The organism is Cognatishimia maritima (assembly GCF_900129685.1).
Classification (GTDB): Bacteria; Pseudomonadota; Alphaproteobacteria; order Rhodobacterales; family Rhodobacteraceae; genus Cognatishimia; species Cognatishimia maritima.
The window spans coordinates 53,113-76,959 of record NZ_FQWM01000008.1 but is presented as its reverse complement, the minus strand read 5'-3'; the positions used below and the strand labels follow the sequence as shown (position 1 = coordinate 76,959).

Here is a 23,847-nt window from a genome sequence, read left to right as displayed (position 1 = left end):
CGCGGTCATAGTCGCCAAAGTACGCAGTGGTGTCTAATATAGCTGCTGAATTCACGCCGTTCATCAGTACCCAAGGGCAGCGAAGGAGCGTGAAGTGATGCAATCTCCAAATTTACTGTTTCAAACGCAGATATTGCGCATGATGGATCCGCTGAAGTTTGCCCCTGTATGTCGTCGGATTTATTGGATCTGATGGCGGCTTAAAGTTCGGCTCACAGTCTGTCCGATCGAATCAAGACGCCCCTTTGGCTCATAAGTAAATCTACTTGTCGCGGCTTAGATACAATCTTTTCGGTCTTAGGTCTCGTGTTTTACAGCTTAGGTCCTCGGGTTCCTAAACATAGCGATGGAGCACTTCAGAAGAGAGACCAAGTAGAATACGGTCAAACTACTAACGCCAACTTTGCAAAGGTTTAAGTTCGTCAGTTAGCAACATAGAAGAAACAAACCCGCGCGAACTGTAAACGATACACGGGCAAGGCCCCTACTCTTGCAGTGCGGTTTGCACCAATGACGCAAAGTGTTCGCCGCGTTTTTCGAAACTGTCGTATTGATCAAAACTCGCCGCCGCCGGGGCAAGCAGGACCGTGTCACCATCCTGCGCGTCGTCCATTGCGCGCGCGACGGCCTGTTCCATCGTGGTGCAGACCTCAGACGGGACAGTCCCTAGCCGCATGGCAAATGCCGCTGCCTCGCGCCCGATCACATAGGCCTGCACGACGTTACCTGCAGCCGCCGCCAAAGCGTCAAGCCCGCCTTCTTTTTCCAAGCCTCCGCAGATCCAACGAATGTTTTTGAACGCGCTTAGCGCCTTGATCGCAGCGTCAACATTGGTGGCTTTGCTGTCATTCACAAAGGTCACACCCTTGGCTTTGGCAATGATCTGCGACCGATGCGGCAAACCGCCAAAGCTGGCAAAACCCGCTCCGATCACCTTCGGGGCCAGCCCCAATGTCCGGCAGACCGCATAGGCGGCACAGGCGTTTTGATGGTTGTGCGCGCCGGGCAAGCCTTTGATTGGCCGCAGGTCAACGGAACCGACCTGACGCCCTTTGCGATACTCTGAAAGGAACCCTTTGCGCGCAAAAACCTGCCAGCCGGGCCCGGTGAGTTTGCGTTCAACAGACAGGCGGATCACGCGATCATCGGCGGCGGATTGCGACAGCTGCCCCGCCAGATACAAACCCTCGTCTTCATCAATGCCAATTATGGCCCGGTCCGGCCCACCTTCGGCAAAGAGCCTGCGTTTGGCGGCAAAATATCCGCCCATGCCGCCGTGGCGATCCAGATGATCTGGCGACAGATTGGTAAAGACCGCCACATCCGGCGTCAGGTTTCGCGCAAGATCGGTCTGGTAGCTGGACAGTTCCAAAACCACGACATCCCCGTCAGCAGCCGGGTCAATATCCAGCACGCCACGGCCAATGTTGCCTGCCAATTGCGTATTGCGCCCCGCCTGCTGCAAAACATGGTGGATCAAGGCTGATGTGGTCGACTTTCCGTTTGACCCGGTCACCGCGACGACTTTGGGCATCACGTCGAAATTGTCCCAATCCTTCGTGGCAAAGGACCCAAAGAACAGGCTGATATCATTGTCCACAGGCACGCCCGCCACCAATGCCGCGCGGATTATTGGATTTGGTTCTGGGTAAAGATGTGGAATGCCGGGCGACACAATCAGGCACGCCAAATCATCCATCGCGCCCGGCTTGCCCAACTCTGTGATCTCGAAACCTTCAGCCTCAGCAGCCTCACGCGTCGCAGGGTTGTCGTCCCAACACACCGGCGTCGCGCCACCAGCTTGTAACGCCCGCGCTGCCGTCAGGCCAGATCGGCCCAGGCCAAGAACGCCAACACGTTTACCGGAAAACCCTTGCACAGGAATCATACTGCTGCCTCCACGCCTTTGCGGCTGTCTTATTGGCTTATAGGCCAGACGGTCGCCCACTCGCCAGTGATTTCCACGCCGTGGCTGGTGGTTGACACCGCCTGTTTTGCTCGGCACTGCTCTGCTTAGACGGAGTACAATATGCCCATGGATATCCAAAGCACCTTGGATGAGATCACCGAAATGATGGACGCGCGCGCAGAGCGCGGCCACGTGGCGAACTATGTTCCGGAATTGGCGCAGGTTGATCCAAACCAATTCGCGATCTCAGTTGTCACGGCGGCTGGGGCACAGTTCAACGCGGGCGCCTGCAACGTCGGTTTCTCGGCGCAGAGCATCACAAAGGTCTTCACATTGGCGATTGCCTTGGGCCGCAGCGGCGACCAAATTTGGCAGCGCGTTGGGCGCGAACCTTCTGGCAATGCCTTTAATTCTATCGTTCAGCTGGAACAGGAAAACGGTATCCCCCGAAACCCTTTTGTGAATGCGGGCGCGATTGTGACAACCGACGAAGTGCTGGCAGGCCGCGCCCCAAAACAGGCGCTGGCAGAGATTGTTGGCTTTGTGCGCGCCGCTGCCGAAGATGCCGACATTCACATCAACGAAGCGGTTGCCAAATCAGAACAGGCACATGGCCATCGCAACTTTGCGCTCGCTCATTTTCTTGCAGATCACGGCAACCTGCGCAACGCGCCGGAATTGACCTTGGGCACCTACTTCCACCAATGCGCCATAGAACTGACGACCGCCCAATTGGCGCTGGCGGGGCGTTTTTTGATGGGCGCTGACGCGGGCCCGCGCATGGTCGCGCAATCGCGCGTGCGGCGGATGAATGCGCTGATGTTGACCTGTGGGCATTACGACGGCTCTGGCGATTTCGCCTACCGCGTCGGTCTGCCCGCCAAAAGTGGTGTGGGTGGTGGTATTCTGGCAATTGTACCGGGCGCTGCCTCAATTGCGGTCTGGTCGCCCGGTCTTGATCGCAACGGCAATTCAAAACTGGGAACCGAGGCGCTGGAACGCCTCGCGCATCACATGGATTGGTCGATCTTTTAACGCACTTTCAGCGTCGCCAGACCAATCATGGCAAGGATCAAAGAGATGATCCAAAACCGGATCACAATCTGCGGTTCTGCCCAGCCCTTTTTCTCATAATGGTGGTGGATCGGGGCCATGAGGAACACACGTTTTCCGGTGCGTTTAAAATAAAGCACCTGAATGATCACCGAGAGCGCCTCGACCACAAAGACACCACCCACGATACCCAGCACCAACTCGTGTTTGGTTGCCACGGCAATTGCACCCAGCGCTCCGCCGAGAGCCAGCGAACCTGTGTCACCCATAAAGACCGCCGCAGGCGGCGCGTTGTACCACAAAAAGCCTAAGCCGCCGCCGATGAGGCTGGCCGTAAAGATCAGAATTTCACCAGTGCCGGGCACATAGTGCACGTCCAGATATTCGGTGAAGTCAACGCGGCCAACGGCATAGGCGATGATGCCCAAAGCGCCCGCCGCGATCATGGAGGGCATAATCGCCAGACCGTCCAGACCATCGGTCAGGTTCACGGCGTTTGCCGCGCCGACGATGACAAACATCGCAAAAGGAATAAAAAAGACGCCGAAGTTCAGCAGCAAGTCTTTGAAAACGGGTAAAGCTACGCGGAATTGCAATGCTTCCGGATGCAGAATTGTTGCCCAGTAGCTGGCGATAGCGGCGATCAAGAAACCCAGCAAAAGCCGTATCTTACTGGACACACCTTTGGTGTTTTGCTTGCTGACCTTGGCAAAATCATCGGCAAAACCAATTGCCGCGTAGGCCAGCGTCACAAACAGCACGAGCCAGACAAAGCCATTTTCCCACCGTGCCCAAAGCAGCGTCGCCGTCGACACCGCGCCGACAATCAGCAGCCCACCCATGGTCGGCGTTCCGGCCTTTTCAAAATGGCTTTCCGGGCCATCATCGCGGATCGGCTGGCCTTTGCCCTGCTTGCGGCGCAAAACATTGATCAAGGGACGACCAAAGATAAAGCCGAAAAACAGCGCCGTCATAAATGCGCCACCAGCGCGGAAAGTGATGTACCGGAACAGGTTGAAAACGTCGCCCCCGTCCGAAAGCGCTGTCAGCCAATATAGCATTTATGAATTATCCTCGTTCGCCTTCGCTGCGGGATGGCCCAATTTTCGGATCGCGTCAACCACGCGGCCAACCCCAGTGTAGTTAGAGCCCTTCGCCAAAACGACGTCGCCCGCGTCTAAATCCTTGGCAATACCGTCAACCATCGTCGCAGCGTCCGGCGCCCAGCGACCCCGTTTTTGGGCGGGCAAAGCGTCATGCAGATTGCGCATTAATGGTCCAATGCAATGCACGCGGTCGATTTTCTCCATCGACGGAAGTGTTGCGAGATCCCGGTGAATGTCAGCTTCTGTCGGGCCAAGCTCGCCCATGTCACCAAGGTAGGCAATGCGGCGACCCCGGCTGATCCGGCCTACGTCATTGGTGACCTCGGCGGCCGCAAGAACCTCTAGCGATGCCGCCATGGACGCCGGATTAGCGTTATAGGCATCGTCAATCAACTCGATCGTTGGGCGCGGGTCGACACGGTCAAGCGAGATCACCTCTCGCTGCCCCCGTCCCGCACCTGGCGCCCATTGGCCCAGATCAGAAACGGCAATTGCCATATCAAGTTTCAACGCCTTCACCGTGCCCAGCACACTTAGCGCGTTCATGGCATAGTGGCGTCCGGGGACGGCCACCTTGAACAGCACCGGCTTCCCCGCGACCTGAACCGACGCCACGGTACAGCTGTCATTCACCGTGGCGGATTTCAGGTGCAACGTCGCGCCTTCGGCCTCACCGAAAGTGATTTGCTTGGATGAGTGTTGCTCGGCGATCTCTGACAGGATCGGCGTTACGTCTAAATCAGCGTTGTAAATCGCGACGCCACTGCGCTCCAACCCGCTGAAAATAGAAGCCTTTTCGCGGGCGATGCCTTCGACATTTTCAAAGGCCGCCAAATGGGCGGGTGCAACGGTCGTGACAATTGCCACATGCGGCCGCGCCATGCGCACCAAAGGCGCGATTTCACCGGGATGGTTCATCCCGATCTCGATCACCGCAAAGTCGGTCTCTTGCGGCATGCGCGCCAATGTCAGCGGGACGCCCCAATGGTTGTTATAGCTTGCCACCGACGCATGTGTTTGGCCCTGCCCGGTCAGGACAGTGCGCAGCATCTCTTTGGTCGAGGTCTTCCCGACTGACCCGGTGACAGCCACAACTTTGCCATTCATCCGGGCCCGTGCCGCACGGCCAAGGCTTTCAAGAGCGACCTGCACGTCGGGCACAATCAACAATGGCGCATCTTCGGCCACGCCTTCGGGGCGATGACTGACCAGCGCCGCTGCTGCGCCCGCGTCCAAGGCTTGCGCAACAAAGTCATGCCCATCGCGGGCGGCTTTCAGTGCCACAAACAAATCACCGGGTTCCAGCGTGCGCGTGTCGATGGAAATGCCGGTGCATTCCCAATCGGTTGTGGCCACACCGGCTGTTGCAGCGGCGGCTTCAATCGCGGTCCAAAGCGGAAGGCCGGTCATCACGCAAGTCCCCCATCCAGCGCCATCACGGCGACGCTTGCCTGTTCAGCATCATCAAAAGGCAAAATGTCATCGCCGACGATCTGTCCGGTTTCATGCCCTTTGCCTGCAATCAGCAACGCGTCACCCGGCCCAAGCGCATCAACGCCGCGCAATATCGCTTCGGCCCGATCACCAACTTCAATCGCCTCAGGCGCGCCTTCCAAGACCATGGTGCGGATATCAGCAGGGTCTTCAGAACGCGGGTTATCGTCGGTCACGAACACGATATCCGCATTCTGTGCCGCAGCAGCCCCCATCAGGGGCCTTTTGCCCGGGTCGCGATCTCCGCCTGCGCCAACGATGGCCACCAAACGGCCCATAACATGCGGGCGCATCGCCTTTAGCGCGGTCGCGACGGCATCTGGCGTATGGGCATAGTCCACAAAGACCGCCGCCCCGTTCAAACGCGTTGCTGCAAGCTGCATGCGGCCCCGAACTGTGGTCAATTCGTGCAATACCTCAAACACCCGTCGCGGATCAGCCCCACAGGCGATGGCCAAGCCAGCGGCCAGCAGCACGTTTTCTGCCTGAAAACCGCCAATGAGATTGAGCCGCGTCTGGTAGATCTCTCCGCCAAAGGAAAACCGGATATCTTGCCCTGTCGCGTCAAACCGTTGGGCCAGAAGTTCCAGATCGGCACCATGGCGTCCCACGGTGATCACATGCTGTCCGCGCCCCTTGGCGATCGCGGCCATATCCGTGCCGCGCATGTCATCGATATTGATCACAGCGGTGCCGTCTTCGGGCAAAACGCGCGCAAACAGCCCTGCTTTGGCGTCAAAATAATCATCAAAGGTGGCGTGGTAATCCAGATGGTCCTGCGTGAAATTCGTAAAACCTGCCGCCGTCAATTGCACCCCATCCAAACGCCGCTGTTCCAGCCCGTGCGAACTGGCTTCCATTGCGACACATTCAACCCCGGCTTGGGTTGCATCCCGCAGGGTGCGATGCAGGGTGATCGGCTCTGGCGTCGTGTGCTTCAGGGGGGCCTCAAAATCGCCTTCTACGCCGGTTGTGCCAAGGTTGGCGGCTGGCAGGCCAAGTTCTTGCCAGATCATACGCAGAAATGTGGCGACAGAGGTCTTCCCATTGGTCCCAGTCACAGCAGCGACAACGGTTGGCTGCTGCTCAAACCAAAGCGCTGCTGTATAGGCCAGCGCTTGGCGTGCGTCTTCGCAAATGACCAGCGCGACATCGGCGGCGTTTAGCTCATTTGCTGCAATGCGCGCGCCCTCGGAGTCGGTTAAAACGGCTGCAGCCCCCATACGGATCGCAAATTGGATAAATGTCGCGCCATGCACCCGCGTGCCCGGCAAGGCCGCAAATAGAAAACCGTCTTTGATTTCACGGCTATCCACCGCGATGCCTGTGATCTGAGGATTGCGCCCGCCCATTGCGGTCAACCCCAGTTCAGAAAGTGCTTTTGACTGCGCTGACATAGACGGCCCTTGCTGCGTGGCCCACGACAGGCAGACGCGGCGGAGGCGCCGTTTCTCTGCCCATTTTGGACCTATTGTTATGAGACACGTTTCTTGCCCGAGTCACCCGGACAAAAGACGCATTAATGCGATGCCAGCGTTATATCAGTCAGCGCCAAGGGTTCAACGTGCGGACGCAGCCCCAGAAGTGGCGCGACCCGTTCAATAATTTCCGCGGCCACCGGCACTGCTGTCCAGCCCGCCGTGCGGCGCGGTTCGTCGCCTGAGGTTTCGACCGGTTCATCTAGCGTGACGACCAGCACATATTTCGGATCATGCGCCGGGAAGAGCGACGCGAAAGTGTTGATGACCTTGTCATCATAGTAACCACCAGTTGGTTTCGGCTTATCCGCAGTCCCAGTTTTCCCAGCCACAGCATAACCCGTCACCTCGCCAAAGCTAGCGGTGCCTTCGGTCACAACTTTGCGCAACATGCGAGCGCTTTCAGCAGCAACACCGGCGCTCATCACCCGGGGGCCGAGCCTTGGCCCGTCTTGTTTCAGGATCGTTGGTTTGATCAAATAACCGCCATTGGCGATGGCGGCATAGGCCGTGGCCAAGTGCAAAGGTGTGCTGGAAAGCCCGTGACCGTAAGACACTGTCACCGCTGACAAATCTGTCCAACGCGCAGGCAACAGAGGTTTGCCGCCTGACGCTTCGACAATCTCAATCGGTGTCGGTTCAAACAAACCAAGTGACTTCAGAAATTCTTGCTGACGCTCTGGCCCAATTTCCAGCGCCATGCGCCCGGTGCCCCGGTTCGAGCTTTTGACGATAATGTCAGTCACAGAAAGTTTGCCGTAGTTCTTATTCTGGAATTCGCCAATCCGGTGACCGCCCACTTTCATCGGCCCTTTGGTGTCGATGATGGTTTCGGCATTCACAAGCCCCAGTTCCATCGCCTGCGCGGCGGTGAAAATCTTATAGGTCGACCCAAGTTCATAGACGCCTTGCAGGGCACGGTTAAATAGCGGGCTGTCCGCCGCATCACCCTTGGTCAACGGACGCGGACGCTCGTTCGGATCAAAATCCGGCAGGCTAACCAGCGAGATCACCTCGCCCGTGTGCACATCCATCAGAACTGCCGCCGCACCCTTGGCGTTCAAGAGCTTCATGCCGCCATAAAGCACGCGCTCTGTTGCGGTCTGGATGGTCAGGTCGAGCGACAGAGTCAGCGCACGCCCCCCGTTCGCCGGATCGCGCAGCACATCGTCAAAGGTTTTTTCGACACCGGCGACACCAATCACCTCCGCCGCGTTCACGCCCTCGCGCCCAAACCCCGCGCCGCCAAGAACATGCGCTGCCAGCTTACCATTCGGATAAAGTCGCATCTCTCGTGGGCCAAACAGCAGACCCGGATCGCCGATATCGTGCACAAGTTGCTTTTGTTCTGGTGAGAGTTTCTTTTTGACCCACAGGAACTTACGCTTGCCCGTGAAATCCTTCATTAGGCGTGTTTTGTTCAGGTCCGGGAAGATTTCAACCAGACGATCGGCGACGCGCTCCTTGTCGATCATCTGCATTGGTTGGGCATACAGGCTGAAGGTTTCAAGGTTCGTCGCCAGAATGCGCCCTTTGCGATCCACGATGTCAGCCCGTTGCGCCAAAATGCTGGCCCCGCTTGCGCTGGCGCGTGGTTCGGCCGCTTCGCTGCCAGCCAATGCGCCCATGCGTAGGCCGATCACGGAAAACGCAGCCAAAAAGGCCACGCCCAGTACCAACAACCGCCCCTCAGCGCGCACCCGCGCCTTGTCGCGCATCTCTTCATGGCGTTTGCGGATGTTTTCGCGCTCGATCAGCTCTGGGTTTTCACCCTGCGCACGCGCGCGCATGATCGTGGCGAGGGGGCGAAGCGGGGTGCGGATCATCACAGCCCCTCCTGATTGGAAACTTCGATGATGCCATCGATTATGGCCCCGTCGAGCGGTGGATAGGCCACTTGTTCAATGCGACCAAACTGGTCCGGGCGCAGCGGCAAAAGCTGCAGCCGTTCAAAATTCAGGTCCGCCAGATCGCGTAGCCGGTCCGGGCGGTTCAAATAGGCCCATTCGGCCCGCAAAACGGCCAGACGGTTACGCGCCTCGCCAATCTGGCGCTGCAATGTCTGAGCGTCATCCAACGCCGTCTGCGTTGTGTAATTTTCGCGATAGGCCCAGAAGGCCAGGCCAATGACAGTCATCACCGTCAGAACATACATCAGGCCACGCATCACCGCCGTCCCCCTGACTTGCGCGCCGATAACATCGGCATACCAATCTTTTTACCGTCCACACCGCCCGCAGGCGCATCCGTGCGCCGCGCAATCCGCAGTTTTGCAGAGCGAGAGCGCGGGTTTTCTTCCAGCTCCTGTTCGTCCGGGCCGACCGCTTTGCGGGTCAGCAACTCAAACGCGGGCACTTCTTGCTGCACCTCTGGCGCATAACGCGAGCCGCCACCGGTGCGCCCGGCGCGGGCTTGCAGGTACTTCTTGACCATCCGGTCTTCGATGGAATGAAAAGTCACTACAGCCAACAAGCCACCGGGTTTCAGTGCGCGTTCGGCGGCCATCAGCCCACGGAACAATTCGCCATATTCGTCATTCACCGCGATGCGCAGCCCCTGAAAGCTGCGTGTGGCCGCATGGCTTTGGCCGGGCTTGGTGCGAGGCAGGTTTTTCTCAATCAAGTCAGCGAGTTGCAATGTGGACTTAAACGACTCCACCTCGCGCGCCTTGACGATGGCGCGGGCAATCCGACGGCTCGCGCGTTCTTCGCCATAGTGGTACAAGATGTCGGCGATTTCGGCTTCCTCGGCGTTGTTCACGATGTCTGCCGCAGATGGGCCATCCTGGCTCATCCGCATGTCGAGCGGGCCGTCTTTCATAAAGGAAAAGCCGCGTTCAGCCTGATCCAACTGCATGGAGCTGACGCCAAGATCCAAGACAACCCCGTCAAGGTTCTGGGCGTATTCGTCCATTTTGGAGAAGACGCCAGCGACAAGCTCAATCCGACCATCAAAAGCACTGATCCAATCCGCTGCCATCTGAAACGCCAACGGGTCGCGATCCACCCCAATCACCTTGTCTGCCCCTGCTTCCAGCAGCCCTTTTGTATAGCCACCCGCCCCAAAGGTTCCGTCAAGCCACGTGCCCGAAACAGGCGAAACGCCCGCCAGAAGCGGACGCAGCAAAACGGGGATATGTGGGGCACCAGAGCTGTTTGATGCGGTGTCGCTCATGCTTCAGCTCTCCGATTTCTGATCAAGGAAGATCAGAGGATCAAAATCTTCGGGCAGATCATCCAACCACTCTTCTGTGGCGGAAAGTTCTTCGGCCTCGTAGGTCTCTGGTTTCCAAATCTGGAAGGTGTCGCCTGCGGCAATAAAGAAGGCTTCTTTGTCTAGATCGATCTTTTGACGCAATTTTGCAGGCAAGACCAGCCGGCCTGTCTCATCAACCGATGTCGGGAAAGACTGACCGTGGAACAGTCGTTGCAGCATCTTACGTTCCATCGACCCACGTGGTAGCGCGTCGATCTTTTCATCGACCTCTTCAATGGCTTCGATGGTGTAACATTCTAGATAGTTGCGGCGATGGTCGCCATAGACAATCACAAGCTCGGGTGTTTCGCCGGATTTCCAGTTTGGGTCAGACGCCTCAAGCACACGGCGAAAAGAGGCCGGGATCGAGACCCTGCCTTTTGTATCCACCTTGTGGTGGCTTTCACCTCTGAACCTGCGTGCCACTGTCCTGACCCGCCCTTCTGTTGTGCCCCGTCATTGTTTCGACCCGCTTGAAACGAAACGGCGAATTGAGCTGCTGCCACTGCCCAATTCGCCGCCCTCGTCCCGCTATTGCGGGGTATGTCCAGCTGCGCGCGCCACCTGGGGGGATGTCTGCTCGCTCGCGCGCCGGATCTCTTGGTTCGATGAAAGCGGGGCCTGTATGAAACCTGACTTGGGATTTTTTTATTTGGGGTCTTTAGCGCCCCTTAACTCCCGTCCTCATCTTGTTTAAAGGGATGCCATGGGAATTCATGGAAAGCAACAAAAAAATCGGGATTTCATGGGAAAAAATCGCCACAGAACGGCACAATATTTTGATTTTCAGGCGTAAAATCGAACATCAGCACTATATATAGACTAAATACCTCCAATAGAACACCACATACTGTGCATCCTTGCCGGCACTAATACCTCCCCTAAAATCCCATAAATTTTCATCTTCCGGGTACAAATACACATATTAAGAGCCAAACACTTCGCAAATACGCTCAAACAGAGGAATGCCACGAAACCAATCCCTAAATATTCCACATGCTGCCCATAATTTCCCATGAAGCCACCGCACGGCCTGTTTTCTGGCCACCTGCACCGAATTTGTACAACGTTGGGTGCTTACTGCTTGTGGCGTTGCAGGTAATTCGTGCTATGCATGATCAACGCGAACAAAAGATGATCCCTCTATCGACAGACCCTTACCGCGGATAGAAATTGCGGAAGCCATCTGCAGATGGGCAGGCATAAAACAATGGCAGCAGAGCAACTCCCGATCAAACTAAAGCGCGCCGCTAAACGTGACATCCGCACGCAGTTCGGTGCATTGATCTATCGGCGCAAGGAAGGCAAGATTCAGATCCTTCTGATCTCGAGCCGTGGCACCGGACGATGGATCATCCCAAAAGGCTGGCCAATGTTGGGCAAACGCCCTGCCGAGGCAGCCGCCCAAGAAGCCTGGGAAGAGGCTGGCGTGAAGGGTGAAGTTTCTGACCAAAGCGTCGGCGTTTACACCTATATGAAAACCGGCACGAAATTCGGCACGCTGCCCTGCTTGGTCAATGTCTATCCGGTCAAAGCGCGCAAATTGCTCAAAAGCTTTCCCGAGGCATCGCAACGCAAACGCAAATGGGTCTCGCAAAAGAAAGCGGCCAAACTGGTGAAAGAGAGGGAACTCTCTAGACTGATCTCATCCTTTGACCCGCGGCATTATTGAATTGCCAGCCTTGCCTTATATCGGTGCCAAATCGGAATTTCTGGGTTTGGCGCCGCCCTTGATCCTGCCTCGCGCTGAGAATATGTATAAAAGATCAATATGGCCTTGAAAAGATGATCCAATACGCCCTGAAATGCCCGGACGGGCACCAATTTGATAGCTGGTTCCAAAATGCCGCCGCCTTTGACAAGTTGCGTCAGGCGGGCATGGTGACCTGTGCGGTCTGCGGGTCAGTCGATATTGAAAAGGCGATCATGGCCCCACGAGTGCACCCAGCGCGGTCTGCAGCGTCCCCCGCACAAGAACCGGAACCGGTTGCCGCCCCAAAAGAGCGCCCTTTGTCTGCTCCGGCGAGCGCCGCGGAACAGGCGCTTGCCGAGATCAAGAAACACATCGAGGCCAATTCAGACTACGTCGGAAAGAATTTCGCCAAAGAAGCGCGTGCCATTCATACAGGTGATGCGCCGGAGCGCGCGATCTATGGTGAAGCCAACGCCGATGAAGCCAAAAGCCTGATCGAAGATGGCGTGCCGGTCGCACCACTTCCTTTCCGCCCGGGGCGCAAGTCGAACTAAGCGATTCTCGGGCAACGCACGTCTAAGGCGCTGCCCAGCGCCTATTTCCGCAAAACTGGAAGTTTTCCGATAAGCACATGCCATAGCGGATTGCGATGCGCACTTTTTTCAGCGTCAGGCCCGGATTGGCCGCCTTCGCCCCCTGCCCGTCCTTGTCACCCCTGACCCGAAAGCGTAAACCGCGCAGACGATTTGAAGACAAGGGGCTGGACCAAATACATGCCTACATTGGTGATGAAATTCGGCGGCACGTCCGTCGCCAACCTTGACCGCATCCGCCGCGCTGCAAAACGCGTCGGTGTCGAAGTGGCCAAGGGTTATGATGTGATCGTGATCGTGTCGGCCATGTCTGGCAAGACCAACGAACTGGTCGGTTGGGTCGATGAGACCTCTCCGCTCTATGACGCGCGCGAGTATGATGCCGTTGTCAGCTCTGGCGAAAACGTCACCGCTGGCCTGATGGCGCTGACCCTGCAAGAGATGGATATCCCCGCGCGCAGCTGGCAGGGCTGGCAAGTGCCGCTGAAAACCAACTCTGCCCACAGCCAAGCCCGGATCGAAGAGATCCCTACGCACAATATCAACACCAAGTTTGGTGAAGGTATGAAAGTGGCGGTGGTCGCGGGATTCCAAGGTATCAGCCCCGAAGGTCGTATCACGACGCTGGGTCGCGGCGGTTCGGACACAACCGCTGTTGCCTTTGCGGCCGCCTTTGATGCAGAGCGTTGTGATATCTACACTGACGTTGACGGCGTCTATACGACCGACCCGCGTATTTGTGCGAAGGCGCGCAAGCTGGACCGGATAGCATTTGAAGAAATGTTGGAACTTGCTTCGCTCGGGGCGAAGGTGCTGCAAACCCGTTCGGTCGAACTGGCCATGCGCTATAACGTCAAACTGCGCGTGCTCAGCTCTTTTGAAGAACAATCTGACGAGGCCGGTACGCTCGTCTGCGATGAGGAAGAAATCATGGAATCCAATGTTGTGGCCGGTGTGGCCTATTCCCGCGACGAAGTTCAAATGACCCTGCGGTCCGTGGCTGACCGCCCTGGTGTCGCCGCTACGATCTTTGGCACGCTGTCAAACGCCGGTGTGAACGTCGACATGATTGTTCAGGATATCTCTGAAGAAGGCCGTACCAATATGACCTTCAGCCTGCCCGCAGATCAGGTCAGCCGCGCGGAAAAAGCGATGGCCTCCATCAAGGGCACAGAGATCAACTACCAGAACCTTGTGACCGACACCGAGGTCGCCAAAGTGTCTGTTGTCGGCATTGGCATGCGGTCTCAGTCCGGTGTGGCCGCAAAGATGTTTAAAGTGCTGTCCAACGAAGGTATCAACATCAAAGTCATCACGACCTCAGAGATCAAGATCTCTGTGCTTGTGGATCGCAAGTACATGGAATTGGCGGTTCAGGCGCTGCACGACGCCTTTGATCTGGACAAAGCGGCCTAAGGCCGACGCAATCGAAGCAACAAAAACCGCTCTCATCATTGATGGGCGGTTTTTTTGTGCCTGCTCCGAAGCAAGCAGGCCTCCATTAACCATATCTTTGTTCCTCATCGATTGACTGCCCTTGGGCAATCAATGGAGAGGCACTATGGCGGATCGAGGCGGACGGTTGGCCCATGTGGACACCCTGCGCTTTGTTGCAGCAGCAGCGGTCGTAGCGCAGCATTACGTCGAGCGCGCAGCCCAAGGCGGCGCAGATTGGTTCTTGCGCCTTGGGCCCGGTGTTTTTGGGGTCGCGCTGTTTTTTATGATCAGCGGCTTTGTGATCCCTCTTGCTGTGCAGAAAACGCTCTCATGGCGAACCTATTGGCTGCAGCGCCTTTTTCGCATTATGCCGATGTATTTGGTGACCTTCGCCTTGGTTATCATGTTGGGCTGGATTGGCGTGCCCGCCTATTTCCATGTCAGTGACTTCGGCGTTGCGTCCTATATTTCCAATGCGTTGCTGGTCTTTGAATATGTCGGCCATCCGGCGGCTCTTGGTGTGGCGTGGTCGCTTTCGCTTGAATATGTCTGGTACGCGTTCTTCGCTTTTGTCTTCATCGTGAGCAAACCGAAACATGCGACGCATGTCTGCATTGGGTTTGCCATTTGCCTCATCGCAGCCGCGCTATGGTCAATGTGGTCTGCGACACGGCTGCCTTTCGAACGCATCGCGATGTTGAACGCAGCCCTTTGGGGCTATGCGGTCTGGAGTTGGTCGGCAGGGCATGTTTCCGGGCGCGCCTTGCGGTGGTGCGGAGCCATCTCCGCGGTCGTGCTCATCTTCTCGCAATGGGTTGGGTTCAAACATTTCCAGCACCCGTCCGTGCGGTTTGAGACCGGGTTGATCGCTTGGGGCGCCGCAAGTGTTGTGTTCACATCGGCGATGACGATCAAGTCCTTACAAAGGTCGCTGGTCTTGAGTTCGCAGTCATGTCAGAAACTCGGAACCATCAGTTTCTCGGTCTATCTACTGCATGAACCCGTCAACCACTGTCTGGGCATGTGGATGAGCGGATGGAGCCAAGCGGCGGTGGCCGTACTTGCGACAGTCGCGCTTTCTTTCGTGAGTTATCGGTTTGTCGAAATGCCAAGCCTAAAATTGGCACGTATTATTGCAGCGTCGCGCAAAGCGCCTCATGCTCCCGGCCTTTTGATGACTCCGATTGGCACCCACCAATCAACCGCTAATAAATAGGCACATTACATCGGACTGCGCTGCATATATTTGATGCGAACCGAACTAAGTATTTTCATCATCCGGCGACCTCGCCTATAACTTGTTTCCGGAACATCGGGAAAAAAACTTACATGGCCAAAAATTTCGAAAGCGAAAGCCGCAAGCTGCTCCTGCGCTTACGCGAAGCCATGGCAGAGCATAGCGCCGGTCAGGCGCGTCTGGATAAGATCACGCGATTGATCGCTTCCTCTATGGGGACCGAGGTGTGTTCGATCTATTTGTTCCGCGACCCCGAGACGCTAGAGCTCTGTGCCACAGAAGGCCTTAAGCCAGAGTCCGTCCACCAAACACGCCTGCGGATCGGTGAGGGCCTTGTGGGCCGCGTCGCCAAGAAAGGCCGCGTGGTAAACAGTGCGGACGCGCCATCCGAAAGCGGTTTCCGCTATATGCCGGAAACCGGCGAAGAGATTTACAGCTCTTTCTGCGGCATTCCGATCCAGCGCCTTGGCGAAAACCTCGGTGTTTTGGTGGTTCAATCCAAAGAAGCCCGCAACTATTCCTCTGATGAGGTCTACGCGCTTGAGGTCGTGGCGATGGTGATTGCCGAAATGACCGAATTGGGTGCCTTTGTCGGCGAAGGCGCTGCCCTGTCGCCACTGCACCAGCAGTCTGTTTTGATCCGTGGCGGTACGGCCCAGGAGGGCGCCGCCGAAGGTAAGGTCTGGCTGCACGAACCGCGTGTTGTGATCTCTAACCCAATCGCTGATGACCCAGAAACAGAGGTCCAAAGACTTGAGGCCGCGATTGAAGAGTTGCGCGTCGGTGTGGACCGTATGCTGGAGGGTGCGCTTGGCGGCGACAAAGATCAGCTACAGGTGATGGAAGCCTACCGCATGTTTGCCAACTCTAAGGGTTGGCTTAAGCGGATGAAGCAAGACATCGGACAGGGACTTTCGGCAGAGGCTGCTGTGGAAAAAGAGCAGTCCATTGCCCGTGCGCGCATGGGGCAAGCGACGGACGCCTACCTGCGTGACCGGTTGCACGACCTTGACGACCTCTCGAACCGGCTGCTGCGAATCTTGACAGGTCAAGGCCGCGACACCGGGGCGGAAATGCCAGAAAACCCGATCCTTGTGGCACGCAATATCGGACCAGCGGAACTGCTGGAATACGATCGCAAGCTGAAGGGCGTCGTGCTGGAAGAAGGTTCTGTCGGCTCACATGCTGCCATTGTCGCGCGCGCCCTCGCGATCCCACTGATTGTGCATGCCGAGCGGATTACGACCGAGGCGCTGAACGGTGACACCATCATGGTTGATGGCGACGAAGGTGTCGTGCACCTGCGCCCCGATGAAACCGTCGCTACAGCATTCCGCGATAAGATGGCGATGCAGACTGATGCGCAAACGCGTTATGCGTCGATCCGCGACAAGCCTGCCGAAACGCTGGATGGGACGACCATTCAACTGATGATGAACGCAGGGTTGATGGCCGACTTACCGTCGCTTGCAGGCTCTGGTGCTGAAGGCGTAGGGTTGTTTCGCACCGAACTGCAGTTCCTCATTCGCAACCAGATGCCGCGCCGAACGGAATTGGCTGAACTTTATTCTCGGGTGATGGACTCCGCCAAGGGCAAGCGCGTGGTGTTCCGTACGCTTGATATCGGGTCAGACAAGGTGCTTCCTTACATGGCCCCGCAGGACGAGCCCAACCCGGCGCTTGGTTGGCGCGCGATCCGTGTCGGCCTCGATAAACCCGGTGTGCTGCGCATGCAGCTTCAGGCGCTCTTACGGGCAGCGGCGGGGCGGCCACTGACGGTGATGTTCCCATTCATTGCACAATACGAAGAGTTCACTGCCGCCAAAGCCGAGATGGACAAGGCTGTCGCGCGCGAAAAAATCCTAGGCCACCCCCTGCCCTCAGAACTGCGCGTCGGCGCAATGCTGGAAACGCCGTCGCTGGGTTTCGCGCCGCAGAAGTTCTTTGAAGAAGTTGACTTTATCTCAATCGGTGGCAATGACCTGAAACAGTTCTTCTTTGCCGCCGACCGGGAAAACGAACGCGTGCGCCGGCGGTATGACACTTTGAACGTTAGCTTCCTGACCTTCATCGAAGGCATTGTGAATCGGTGTCGCAGCACGCAGACCCCGCTGAGTTTCTGCGGCGAAGATGCGGGTCGCCCGCTTGAGGCACTTTGCCTTGCGGCCATGGGCCTGCGCGTTCTGTCGATGCGCCCTGCCTCGATCGGGCCGGTCAAAAGCCTGTTGCGACGGACCAACTTGGAAGAGGTGCGTGCCATCATTCACGAAGCGCGCGAGCGTGGAGATCAATCTGTACGCAATGCGGTCAAAGAGTACCTGCGCACTGCCAATCCGGACGCGTGATCACCTAATCTTTGGGTGCAGTGCTAGGGCACGGAACCGGTCAACAAGTTCTGCGTCGCCGATATTGGCATCAATCGCCAAGCGGCGCAGGCCGAAGTGCACATGCGCCATCTCACGGTAATAGTTGATGAACGTATAGTTCGTGGCCGCGCCCGCTGCCGCCCCCAAAACAGGCACCGCCTGCGCAGCCAGTTTCTGTCCAAACACAGTCGCTAGACGCGGTGCCACCCAAGACAGCAGTTTTTTCGTGCCACCACTTGAAAGCGCCATACGCGCACCGAGAAATCCAAGGTCAGCACCGTCATCCTGAGACAGGGGCCCTGCCGCCGCAAAGACCTGTATGCAATCAAACTGAACATTGTCTGATGCCGGATCAAACCCGCGTCCTTCGGCGACATCTTGGATCGTGCGCAGCAACACGGTTGTAGTGAGAGGCAGTTCTGCAAGCGCCGTTCCCACGCCACCAATGCCGCCCGCTGCCCCCATTGAGGTCGCCACGGCCGTTTGCAACCAGTTCGGCTGCCCCGAGCGGATTACCTTGCGAGAGCCAGTGGCGGCCTTCATCGCCTGCACCAACGCTGCTTCAGTTGCCGAGTGTAGCCGGTCTTTGACAGCGCGCGGTAGGCTTTCAACCAAACCATCGGCCTGCGCTCCGAGCATGTTCAACAACTCAATCCCAACGCCTCCGGCTTCGCGATAGCGCTTCGCCAGCGCCTCAAGCTTGGGTGTCGGGTCAATCACCATGGCGGTTGTCTCTAGCGTTTTCTGTTCCATACCCTTCAAGGTGGGAAGACCTCGCCGGGTTTCAACCCATGGACTTTGGCGTGTCAGAAAGCCGGATCACCTGTCCGGCAACGTTCGTCCATGCGCCATCTACCAGCGCGACGCCCAAAACGCGCTCCGGGTTGGTTGGTGGCGGCATGACAACATCGTCAAGCTTTACAAAGCCGAAACGGGAATAATACGGCGCGTCCCCGACAAGGATCACCCTGTCCCAACCTAGGTCCTTGGCAATGCTTAGGCTTTCACGGATCAAAAAGGCGCCCAACCCTTCGCCCTGCCGGGTCGGGTGCACCGCGACCGGGCCAAGAAGCAAAGCGGTATTGTCTCCAACTTTGACCGGCCAAAACCGGATCGCACCTGCCAAGATTTGATCGCCATCGCGGGCCACGAGGGACAGATCGGCCACAGGATCGACCCCATCACGCAGACGGTAGGATGACAGGGCTTCTCGTCCGGGTGCGAAACAAAGGTCATAGAGGGCCTCGACCTCCCACCAATCATCTTCACTTTCCTGAGACAGGTGAAACACCAGTGTCTGCCCTCTTTCTTTGCAAACCTATCGCCGGATCTGTCGCCGCGTTTCAATGCATAGAGCATGCAGCACGCAGCGCTGCAAGCCCTTCGGGTATTGCGAACTACCTTCTGAGTCATTCGCCCGCGCGTCTCTCACACTGAAAATTCAGCCGAGGCAAGAAACGAAAGACCCCGAAGCGGATGCTCCAGGGTCTCAGGTAATCAAGCCATATAATTGGATCTAGTGACCGCCCAAAATACCTGTGCGCACGCTATAGTCGACCGCGACGCCATATTCCGGGTCGTCGTCGCTATCGACCATCAAGTGGCCCGCCTTGGTCAGCAGTTGGTGACAATCACGGCTGAGGTGGCGCAGGATCAATTCTTTTCCTGAGTCCTCGTACTTCCCGGCCACGGCCTCAATGGCTTGTAGGGCGGATTGGTCCACCACACGGCTATATTTAAAATCGACGATCACAGTTTTTGGATCCTGATCGATCTTGAAGAGTTCAACAAACCCGTCTGTCGAACCAAAAAACAACGGCCCCTGTATTTCATAAACCTTCGCGCCCTTGTCAGTCACCGACTCGCGTTCAATCGCGTGAATACGGCGCGCGTTGTTCCACGCGTAGGCCAGCGCCGAGACGATCACGCCGACAACAACGGCAATCGCAAGGTCGGTTGCGACGGTCACGACGGTGACTAGGACGATCACAAAGGCATCTGTGAAGGGCACTTTGGTCATGATCTTGATCGAGTTCCACGCAAAGGTGCCGATCACAACCATGAACATCACACCAACCAATGCGGCCAGCGGGATTTGCTCGATCAGCGGGCTTGCCGCCACAATGAACAAGAGCAAAAACAGTGCTGCCACGATCCCGGCAATCCGGGTACGGCCACCCGATTTCACGTTGATCATCGACTGGCCAATCATTGCGCAGCCACCCATGCCACCGAAGAACCCGGTCACGATATTCGCGCCGCCCTGCGCGATACATTCCTGCGAGGCACCACCACGTTTGCCCGTGATCTCCCCAACAAGGTTCAAGGTCAGCAGGCTTTCGATCAGGCCGATGGCCGCGAGGATCACAGCATAGGGCAGAATGATTTGCAGAGTTTCCAAATTGAACGGTGCAAGCGGCGTACCATAGAGGCCGACACCTTCGCCAAAAGGCAGGTGGAAGCTTGGAAAATCGCCTTTGATCGAGGCCATATCGCCAACAGTTGGCACATCAATCCCCAGTCCAATCACAAGCAAGGCCACAACACCGATCCCCGCCAACGGCGCCGGAATAAAGTTGGTGATCTTAGGCAAACCCCAAATGATCAGCATCGTCAGGCCTACAAGACCCAGCATGCTTATCAATTGAGCACCCTGAAGCCATTGGGTCGTGTCGTCTGGGTCTTTGAACTGCGTCAGCTGCGCAAGGAAGATCACAATCGCCAGGCCGTTTACAAAGCCCAGCATCACGGGATGCGGCACGAGGCGAATGAATTTGCCCCACTGCATCACTCCAGCGATGACCTGTAGAATGCCCATCAGGACAACGGTGGCAAAAAGGTATTCAACACCGTGTTCTGCCACCAGCGCCACCATCACAACCGCCAAAGCGCCGGTCGCGCCCGAAATCATACCGGGGCGGCCGCCAAAGATGGCCGTGATCAAACCGATCAGAAAGGCCGCATATAGGCCCACCAACGGGTGCACGCCTGCCACAAAGGCAAAAGCCACCGCCTCTGGCACCAACGCAAGCGCAACTGTCAGGCCAGACAGCAACTCGGTGCGTACGCGGTGCACGGACCAGCCTTCATCCTGCATGATTGACAAGTTTGGCGGAGAGATATTCTTGGCGAAATTCGCCAATGCTGCGCGTTTCATCGGACTTCCAATCGGGACATCAATTCGTTGCCCCGCGCCTATCGGAAATCCCCCCTTTCTACAAGGGTACTGCCCGAAGCCTATGCGCTGTCAATCACGTCCGCGTGCCCATCGCACAGATTTGCACCGCATGGGATTGCCATCTGCGCGCACCAAGGACAAGAATGCCGCAAAGTAAATGACAGGAAGTGCAATGACAGAGACAATGATTGCCGTGATTGGCGGGTCGGGCATCTATGACATCGATGGGCTGGAAAACGCTACTTGGACCAAGGTCGACACGCCATGGGGCGATCCATCAGACGAGATCCTGACCGGCATGCTCAACGGGGTGAAAATGGCCTTTCTACCGCGTCATGGACGTGGGCATAAGCATTCGCCAACTACAGTCCCGTACCGCGCGAATATCGACGCCCTAAAGCGGCTTGGCGCGACCGATGTGATCTCTGTATCGGCCTGTGGGTCTTTCCGCGAAGAAATGGCACCGGGTGATTTTGTTGTTGTCGATCAATTCATTGACCGCACCTTTGCACGTGAAAAATCCTTCTTTGGCACGGGGTGCGTGGCCCATGTCAGTGTCGCCCACCCGACCTGCCCGCGCCTTTCGGATGCCTGTGAGACTGCAGGCAAAGCTGCCGGGATCAAGATGCACCGAGGCGGGACTTATCTGGCGATGGAAGGCCCTCAGTTTTCTACATTGGCCGAAAGCAAAATGTACCGCGAAAGCTGGGGCTGTGACGTTATCGGCATGACCAATATGCCCGAAGCGAAACTCGCCCGAGAAGCAGAGCTTTGTTATGCCTCCATCGCCATGATCACCGACTACGACAGCTGGCACCCTGACCACGGCGAAGTGGACGTGACACAGATCATCCAGACCTTGATGGGCAATGCTGACAAAGGACGTGATCTGGTCAAACGCTTGCCTGACCTTTTGGGCGCAGACCGCCAAGATTGCCCACACGGATGCGATAAGGCACTAGAGTATGCAATCCTGACGGCACCGGAGGCACGCGACCCAGCTGTTGTTGCCAAACTAGACGCGGTTGCCGGCCGTGTTCTGAATACCTGACCGATCACTACCGAGATTTGAGGACAAAATGCGCAAATCCGCAGACGTCAAAGACTATATTCGTACCATCGTTGACTTCCCTCACGAGGGCATACTCTTTCGCGATGTGACGACCTTATTCGCGGACCCGCGCGGGTTTCGCATGGCAATCGACCAGATGCTGCATCCCTATGCGGGCGAACGGATCGACAAGGTTGTTGGCCTAGAGGCGCGCGGGTTTATTTTGGGCGGGGCAATTGCTCACCAGCTTAGCGTTGGCTTTGTTCCGATCCGCAAGAAGGGCAAACTGCCCGGCACCACGATCTCGCAAGACTATGAGCTGGAATATGGCGAGGCGATCGTCGAAGTGCACGACGATGCGATCCAACCCGGCGAAAAGATCCTTGTCGTAGATGACCTCTTGGCCACAGGCGGTACGGCAGAGGCCGGGATCAAACTGGTGGAGCGTCTGGGCGGCGAGATCGTGGCCTGCAGCTTTATCATCGATCTGCCAGACCTTGGGGGTCGCAAACGACTTGAGGCCATGGGCATGGACGTGCACGCCCTGTGTGAATTTGAAGGGCTTTAGACCTCAAGCACCGCGCCGGGGTTCATAATCCCATTCGGATCCAACGCCGCCTTGATTGCTTTCATGGCGGCGATTTTGGTTGGGTCCGCGTATTTCAGCAGATCACCAGTCTTAAGCCGACCAACGCCGTGTTCTGCGCTGAACGAGCCACCGAACTGCGCAACAAGGTCGTGCACGGCAGATTTAATTTCCGCGGACAAATGGCTGAATTCGCTTTTGTTTCTTCCTTTTTGGGGAAATGCGTTGAAGTGCAAATTCCCGTCCCCCAGATGCCCAAAGCAGTTCAGGCGCAGCCCGCCAAATCCTTCAACCAGCTTTTGACCCTGTTCAATGAACACCGGCAGGCAGTCGAGTGGCAGAGATACGTCATGGCTGCTGATCGACCCAATTGCGCGGTTCGCCAAGGGAATGGATTCCCGAAGGGTCCAGAAATCTTCTCTCTGCTGACTGGAAGAGGCGATGAACCCATCGCTGACCAGCCCATTTTTCAAAGCAGCCTCAAACAGCGTTTCCATGGCAGCATTACCTGCCTGCGCGCGGCTAAGACCAAAGTCCAGTAGGACAAACCAATCTGGGTGGTTGGTGAAGGGGGAACGAACCTCTGGCATCGTCTCTGCCAGGAAGTCCAATGCTTGACGCGACATCAGTTCAAACGCGCTGACCGCTTCGCCGACCATATCCTGCGCCATCGCCAGCAGGTCCAGCGCGGCCTCTGGTGAGGGCACGACCAAAAGCGCGGTTTCATGCGCGAAAGGCTGGGGAAATAGTTTCAGCGACGCAGCCGTAATCACGCCCAATGTGCCCTCTGCCCCAATCAGAAGGTTGCGCAGGTCATATCCGGTGTTGTCTTTGCGTAACGGCGACAGCCCTTGCCAAATGTCGCCGTTGGGCAGAACAGCTTCTAGCCCCAGACACAGGTCACGCGCATTGCCATAGCGCAGCACATTGACGCCCCCTGCATTGGTCGACAAGTTGCCGCCAATCTGCGCAGAACCTTTGGCTGCTAGCGACAAAGGGAAAAGTCGACCCGCACCCTCTGCTGCAGCGTGGACATCTGCTAGGATGCAGCCCGCATCCACCTCGATCACATTGGATTGCGCATTCACCGACCGGACACGGTTCATCCGTTCGAGTGACATCACCAAAGGTGCAGGCAACGCGTCGCTTAATTGCCCGCCAACCAATCCAGTCCCCCCACCGAATGGGATCAGTGGAACGCCGTGGTCATTGCAGGCTTTCACAATGATGCTGACCTCCTGCACCCTGCGCGGCAAAGCAATCGCGCCAGCCAGCCCTGTTGCACGGCCTCGCGGTTCTTCCAGATAGCGCGGTTCAGGTGCCCTGAGCGTATCCTTTGGAAGGCGCGCAGCCAGCGCCGAGAGGAAATCAGGGTCAGCAGGGTTAAGCGGCATGGGTGTCCTTTGCGGCG

The 23,847-nt window shown here is 57.0% G+C and carries 20 protein-coding genes; 8 read left to right on the top strand and 12 right to left on the bottom strand.

What is annotated here, in order from left to right; all coding sequences use genetic code 11:
- Window positions 1–484: 484 nt before the first annotated feature.
- On the bottom strand, window positions 485–1,888 hold the full coding sequence (gene murD / locus BUA39_RS14730; protein WP_072793980.1) for a UDP-N-acetylmuramoyl-L-alanine--D-glutamate ligase: 1,404 nt from the start codon (window positions 1,886–1,888) through the stop codon (window positions 485–487).
- Between the two features lie 147 nt (window positions 1,889–2,035).
- Here murD and BUA39_RS14725 point away from each other — a divergent pair, with 147 nt between their 5' ends.
- Window positions 2,036–2,944 (top strand): glutaminase, encoded by a 909-nt coding sequence (locus BUA39_RS14725; RefSeq protein ID WP_423219946.1) that lies wholly within the window; start codon window positions 2,036–2,038, stop codon window positions 2,942–2,944.
- Here BUA39_RS14725 and mraY read toward each other — a convergent pair.
- The 7 genes from mraY to mraZ form a co-directional block, all read right to left on the bottom strand.
- Window positions 2,941–4,023, bottom strand: a complete 1,083-nt coding sequence (gene mraY, locus BUA39_RS14720) for a phospho-N-acetylmuramoyl-pentapeptide-transferase (protein WP_072793978.1) — start codon at window positions 4,021–4,023, stop codon at window positions 2,941–2,943. The genes BUA39_RS14725 and mraY overlap by 4 nt on opposite strands.
- Window positions 4,024–5,478, bottom strand: coding sequence for a UDP-N-acetylmuramoyl-tripeptide--D-alanyl-D-alanine ligase (locus tag BUA39_RS14715; RefSeq protein ID WP_072793977.1), 1,455 nt, complete (start codon window positions 5,476–5,478; stop codon window positions 4,024–4,026).
- Window positions 5,478–6,959 (bottom strand): UDP-N-acetylmuramoyl-L-alanyl-D-glutamate--2,6-diaminopimelate ligase, encoded by a 1,482-nt coding sequence (locus BUA39_RS14710; RefSeq protein ID WP_072793976.1) that lies wholly within the window; start codon window positions 6,957–6,959, stop codon window positions 5,478–5,480. Before BUA39_RS14710 ends, BUA39_RS14715 begins: the two co-directional genes overlap by 1 nt.
- 122 nt (window positions 6,960–7,081) lie before the next feature.
- Window positions 7,082–8,866 carry a peptidoglycan D,D-transpeptidase FtsI family protein gene (locus tag BUA39_RS14705; protein ID WP_072793975.1) on the bottom strand — a complete coding sequence of 595 codons (1,785 nt, stop codon included), beginning with the start codon at window positions 8,864–8,866 and terminating at the stop codon, window positions 7,082–7,084.
- Window positions 8,866–9,207 carry a cell division protein FtsL gene (gene ftsL / locus BUA39_RS14700; protein ID WP_072793974.1) on the bottom strand — a complete coding sequence of 114 codons (342 nt, stop codon included), beginning with the start codon at window positions 9,205–9,207 and terminating at the stop codon, window positions 8,866–8,868. The genes BUA39_RS14705 and ftsL overlap by 1 nt, the downstream gene beginning before the upstream one ends.
- Window positions 9,207–10,214: a 16S rRNA (cytosine(1402)-N(4))-methyltransferase RsmH gene (gene rsmH / locus BUA39_RS14695; RefSeq protein ID WP_072793973.1), complete on the bottom strand. Its 1,008-nt coding sequence runs from the start codon at window positions 10,212–10,214 to the stop codon at window positions 9,207–9,209. The genes ftsL and rsmH overlap by 1 nt, the downstream gene beginning before the upstream one ends.
- 3 nt (window positions 10,215–10,217) lie before the next feature.
- Window positions 10,218–10,721 (bottom strand): division/cell wall cluster transcriptional repressor MraZ, encoded by a 504-nt coding sequence (gene mraZ, locus BUA39_RS14690; RefSeq protein ID WP_072793972.1) that lies wholly within the window; start codon window positions 10,719–10,721, stop codon window positions 10,218–10,220.
- Between the two features lie 784 nt (window positions 10,722–11,505).
- Here mraZ and BUA39_RS14685 point away from each other — a divergent pair.
- The 5 genes from BUA39_RS14685 to ptsP all read left to right on the top strand — a co-directional run bounded on the left by BUA39_RS14685 (window position 11,506) and on the right by ptsP (window position 17,600).
- Window positions 11,506–11,967, top strand: a complete 462-nt coding sequence (locus BUA39_RS14685) for an NUDIX hydrolase (protein ID WP_072793971.1) — start codon at window positions 11,506–11,508, stop codon at window positions 11,965–11,967.
- 113 nt (window positions 11,968–12,080) lie between these two features.
- Window positions 12,081–12,542 (top strand): DUF1178 family protein, encoded by a 462-nt coding sequence (locus tag BUA39_RS14680; protein WP_072793970.1) that lies wholly within the window; start codon window positions 12,081–12,083, stop codon window positions 12,540–12,542.
- Window positions 12,543–12,761: 219 nt separating this feature from the next.
- Window positions 12,762–13,997, top strand: a complete 1,236-nt coding sequence (locus tag BUA39_RS14675) for an aspartate kinase (RefSeq protein ID WP_072793969.1) — start codon at window positions 12,762–12,764, stop codon at window positions 13,995–13,997.
- Window positions 13,998–14,142: 145 nt separating this feature from the next.
- Window positions 14,143–15,234: an acyltransferase family protein gene (locus tag BUA39_RS14670; RefSeq protein ID WP_072793968.1), complete on the top strand. Its 1,092-nt coding sequence runs from the start codon at window positions 14,143–14,145 to the stop codon at window positions 15,232–15,234.
- Between the two features lie 113 nt (window positions 15,235–15,347).
- On the top strand, window positions 15,348–17,600 hold the full coding sequence (ptsP, locus tag BUA39_RS14665) for a phosphoenolpyruvate--protein phosphotransferase (protein ID WP_072793967.1): 2,253 nt from the start codon (window positions 15,348–15,350) through the stop codon (window positions 17,598–17,600).
- On the opposite strand, the gene BUA39_RS14660 is transcribed toward ptsP, so the two are convergent.
- The 3 genes from BUA39_RS14660 to BUA39_RS14650 form a co-directional block, all read right to left on the bottom strand.
- Window positions 17,601–18,374, bottom strand: coding sequence for an EcsC family protein (locus BUA39_RS14660; protein ID WP_242648612.1), 774 nt, complete (start codon window positions 18,372–18,374; stop codon window positions 17,601–17,603).
- A 31-nt stretch (window positions 18,375–18,405) separates the two neighbouring features.
- Window positions 18,406–18,912, bottom strand: a complete 507-nt coding sequence (locus BUA39_RS14655) for a GNAT family N-acetyltransferase (RefSeq protein ID WP_072793966.1) — start codon at window positions 18,910–18,912, stop codon at window positions 18,406–18,408.
- 225 nt (window positions 18,913–19,137) lie between these two features.
- On the bottom strand, window positions 19,138–20,778 hold the full coding sequence (locus BUA39_RS14650) for a SulP family inorganic anion transporter (protein WP_072793965.1): 1,641 nt from the start codon (window positions 20,776–20,778) through the stop codon (window positions 19,138–19,140).
- Window positions 20,779–20,971: 193 nt separating this feature from the next.
- Here BUA39_RS14650 and BUA39_RS14645 point away from each other — a divergent pair, with 193 nt between their 5' ends.
- Together BUA39_RS14645 and BUA39_RS14640 are read left to right on the top strand one after the other, a co-directional pair.
- Window positions 20,972–21,850, top strand: a complete 879-nt coding sequence (locus tag BUA39_RS14645) for an S-methyl-5'-thioadenosine phosphorylase (protein ID WP_072793964.1) — start codon at window positions 20,972–20,974, stop codon at window positions 21,848–21,850.
- A gap of 28 nt (window positions 21,851–21,878) precedes the next feature.
- On the top strand, window positions 21,879–22,418 hold the full coding sequence (locus BUA39_RS14640) for an adenine phosphoribosyltransferase (RefSeq protein ID WP_072793963.1): 540 nt from the start codon (window positions 21,879–21,881) through the stop codon (window positions 22,416–22,418).
- On the opposite strand, the gene BUA39_RS14635 is transcribed toward BUA39_RS14640, so the two are convergent.
- On the bottom strand, window positions 22,415–23,830 hold the full coding sequence (locus BUA39_RS14635; RefSeq protein WP_072793962.1) for an FAD-binding oxidoreductase: 1,416 nt from the start codon (window positions 23,828–23,830) through the stop codon (window positions 22,415–22,417). The two genes, BUA39_RS14640 and BUA39_RS14635, sit on opposite strands and share 4 nt — an antisense overlap.
- Between the last annotated feature and the right edge of the window lie 17 nt (window positions 23,831–23,847).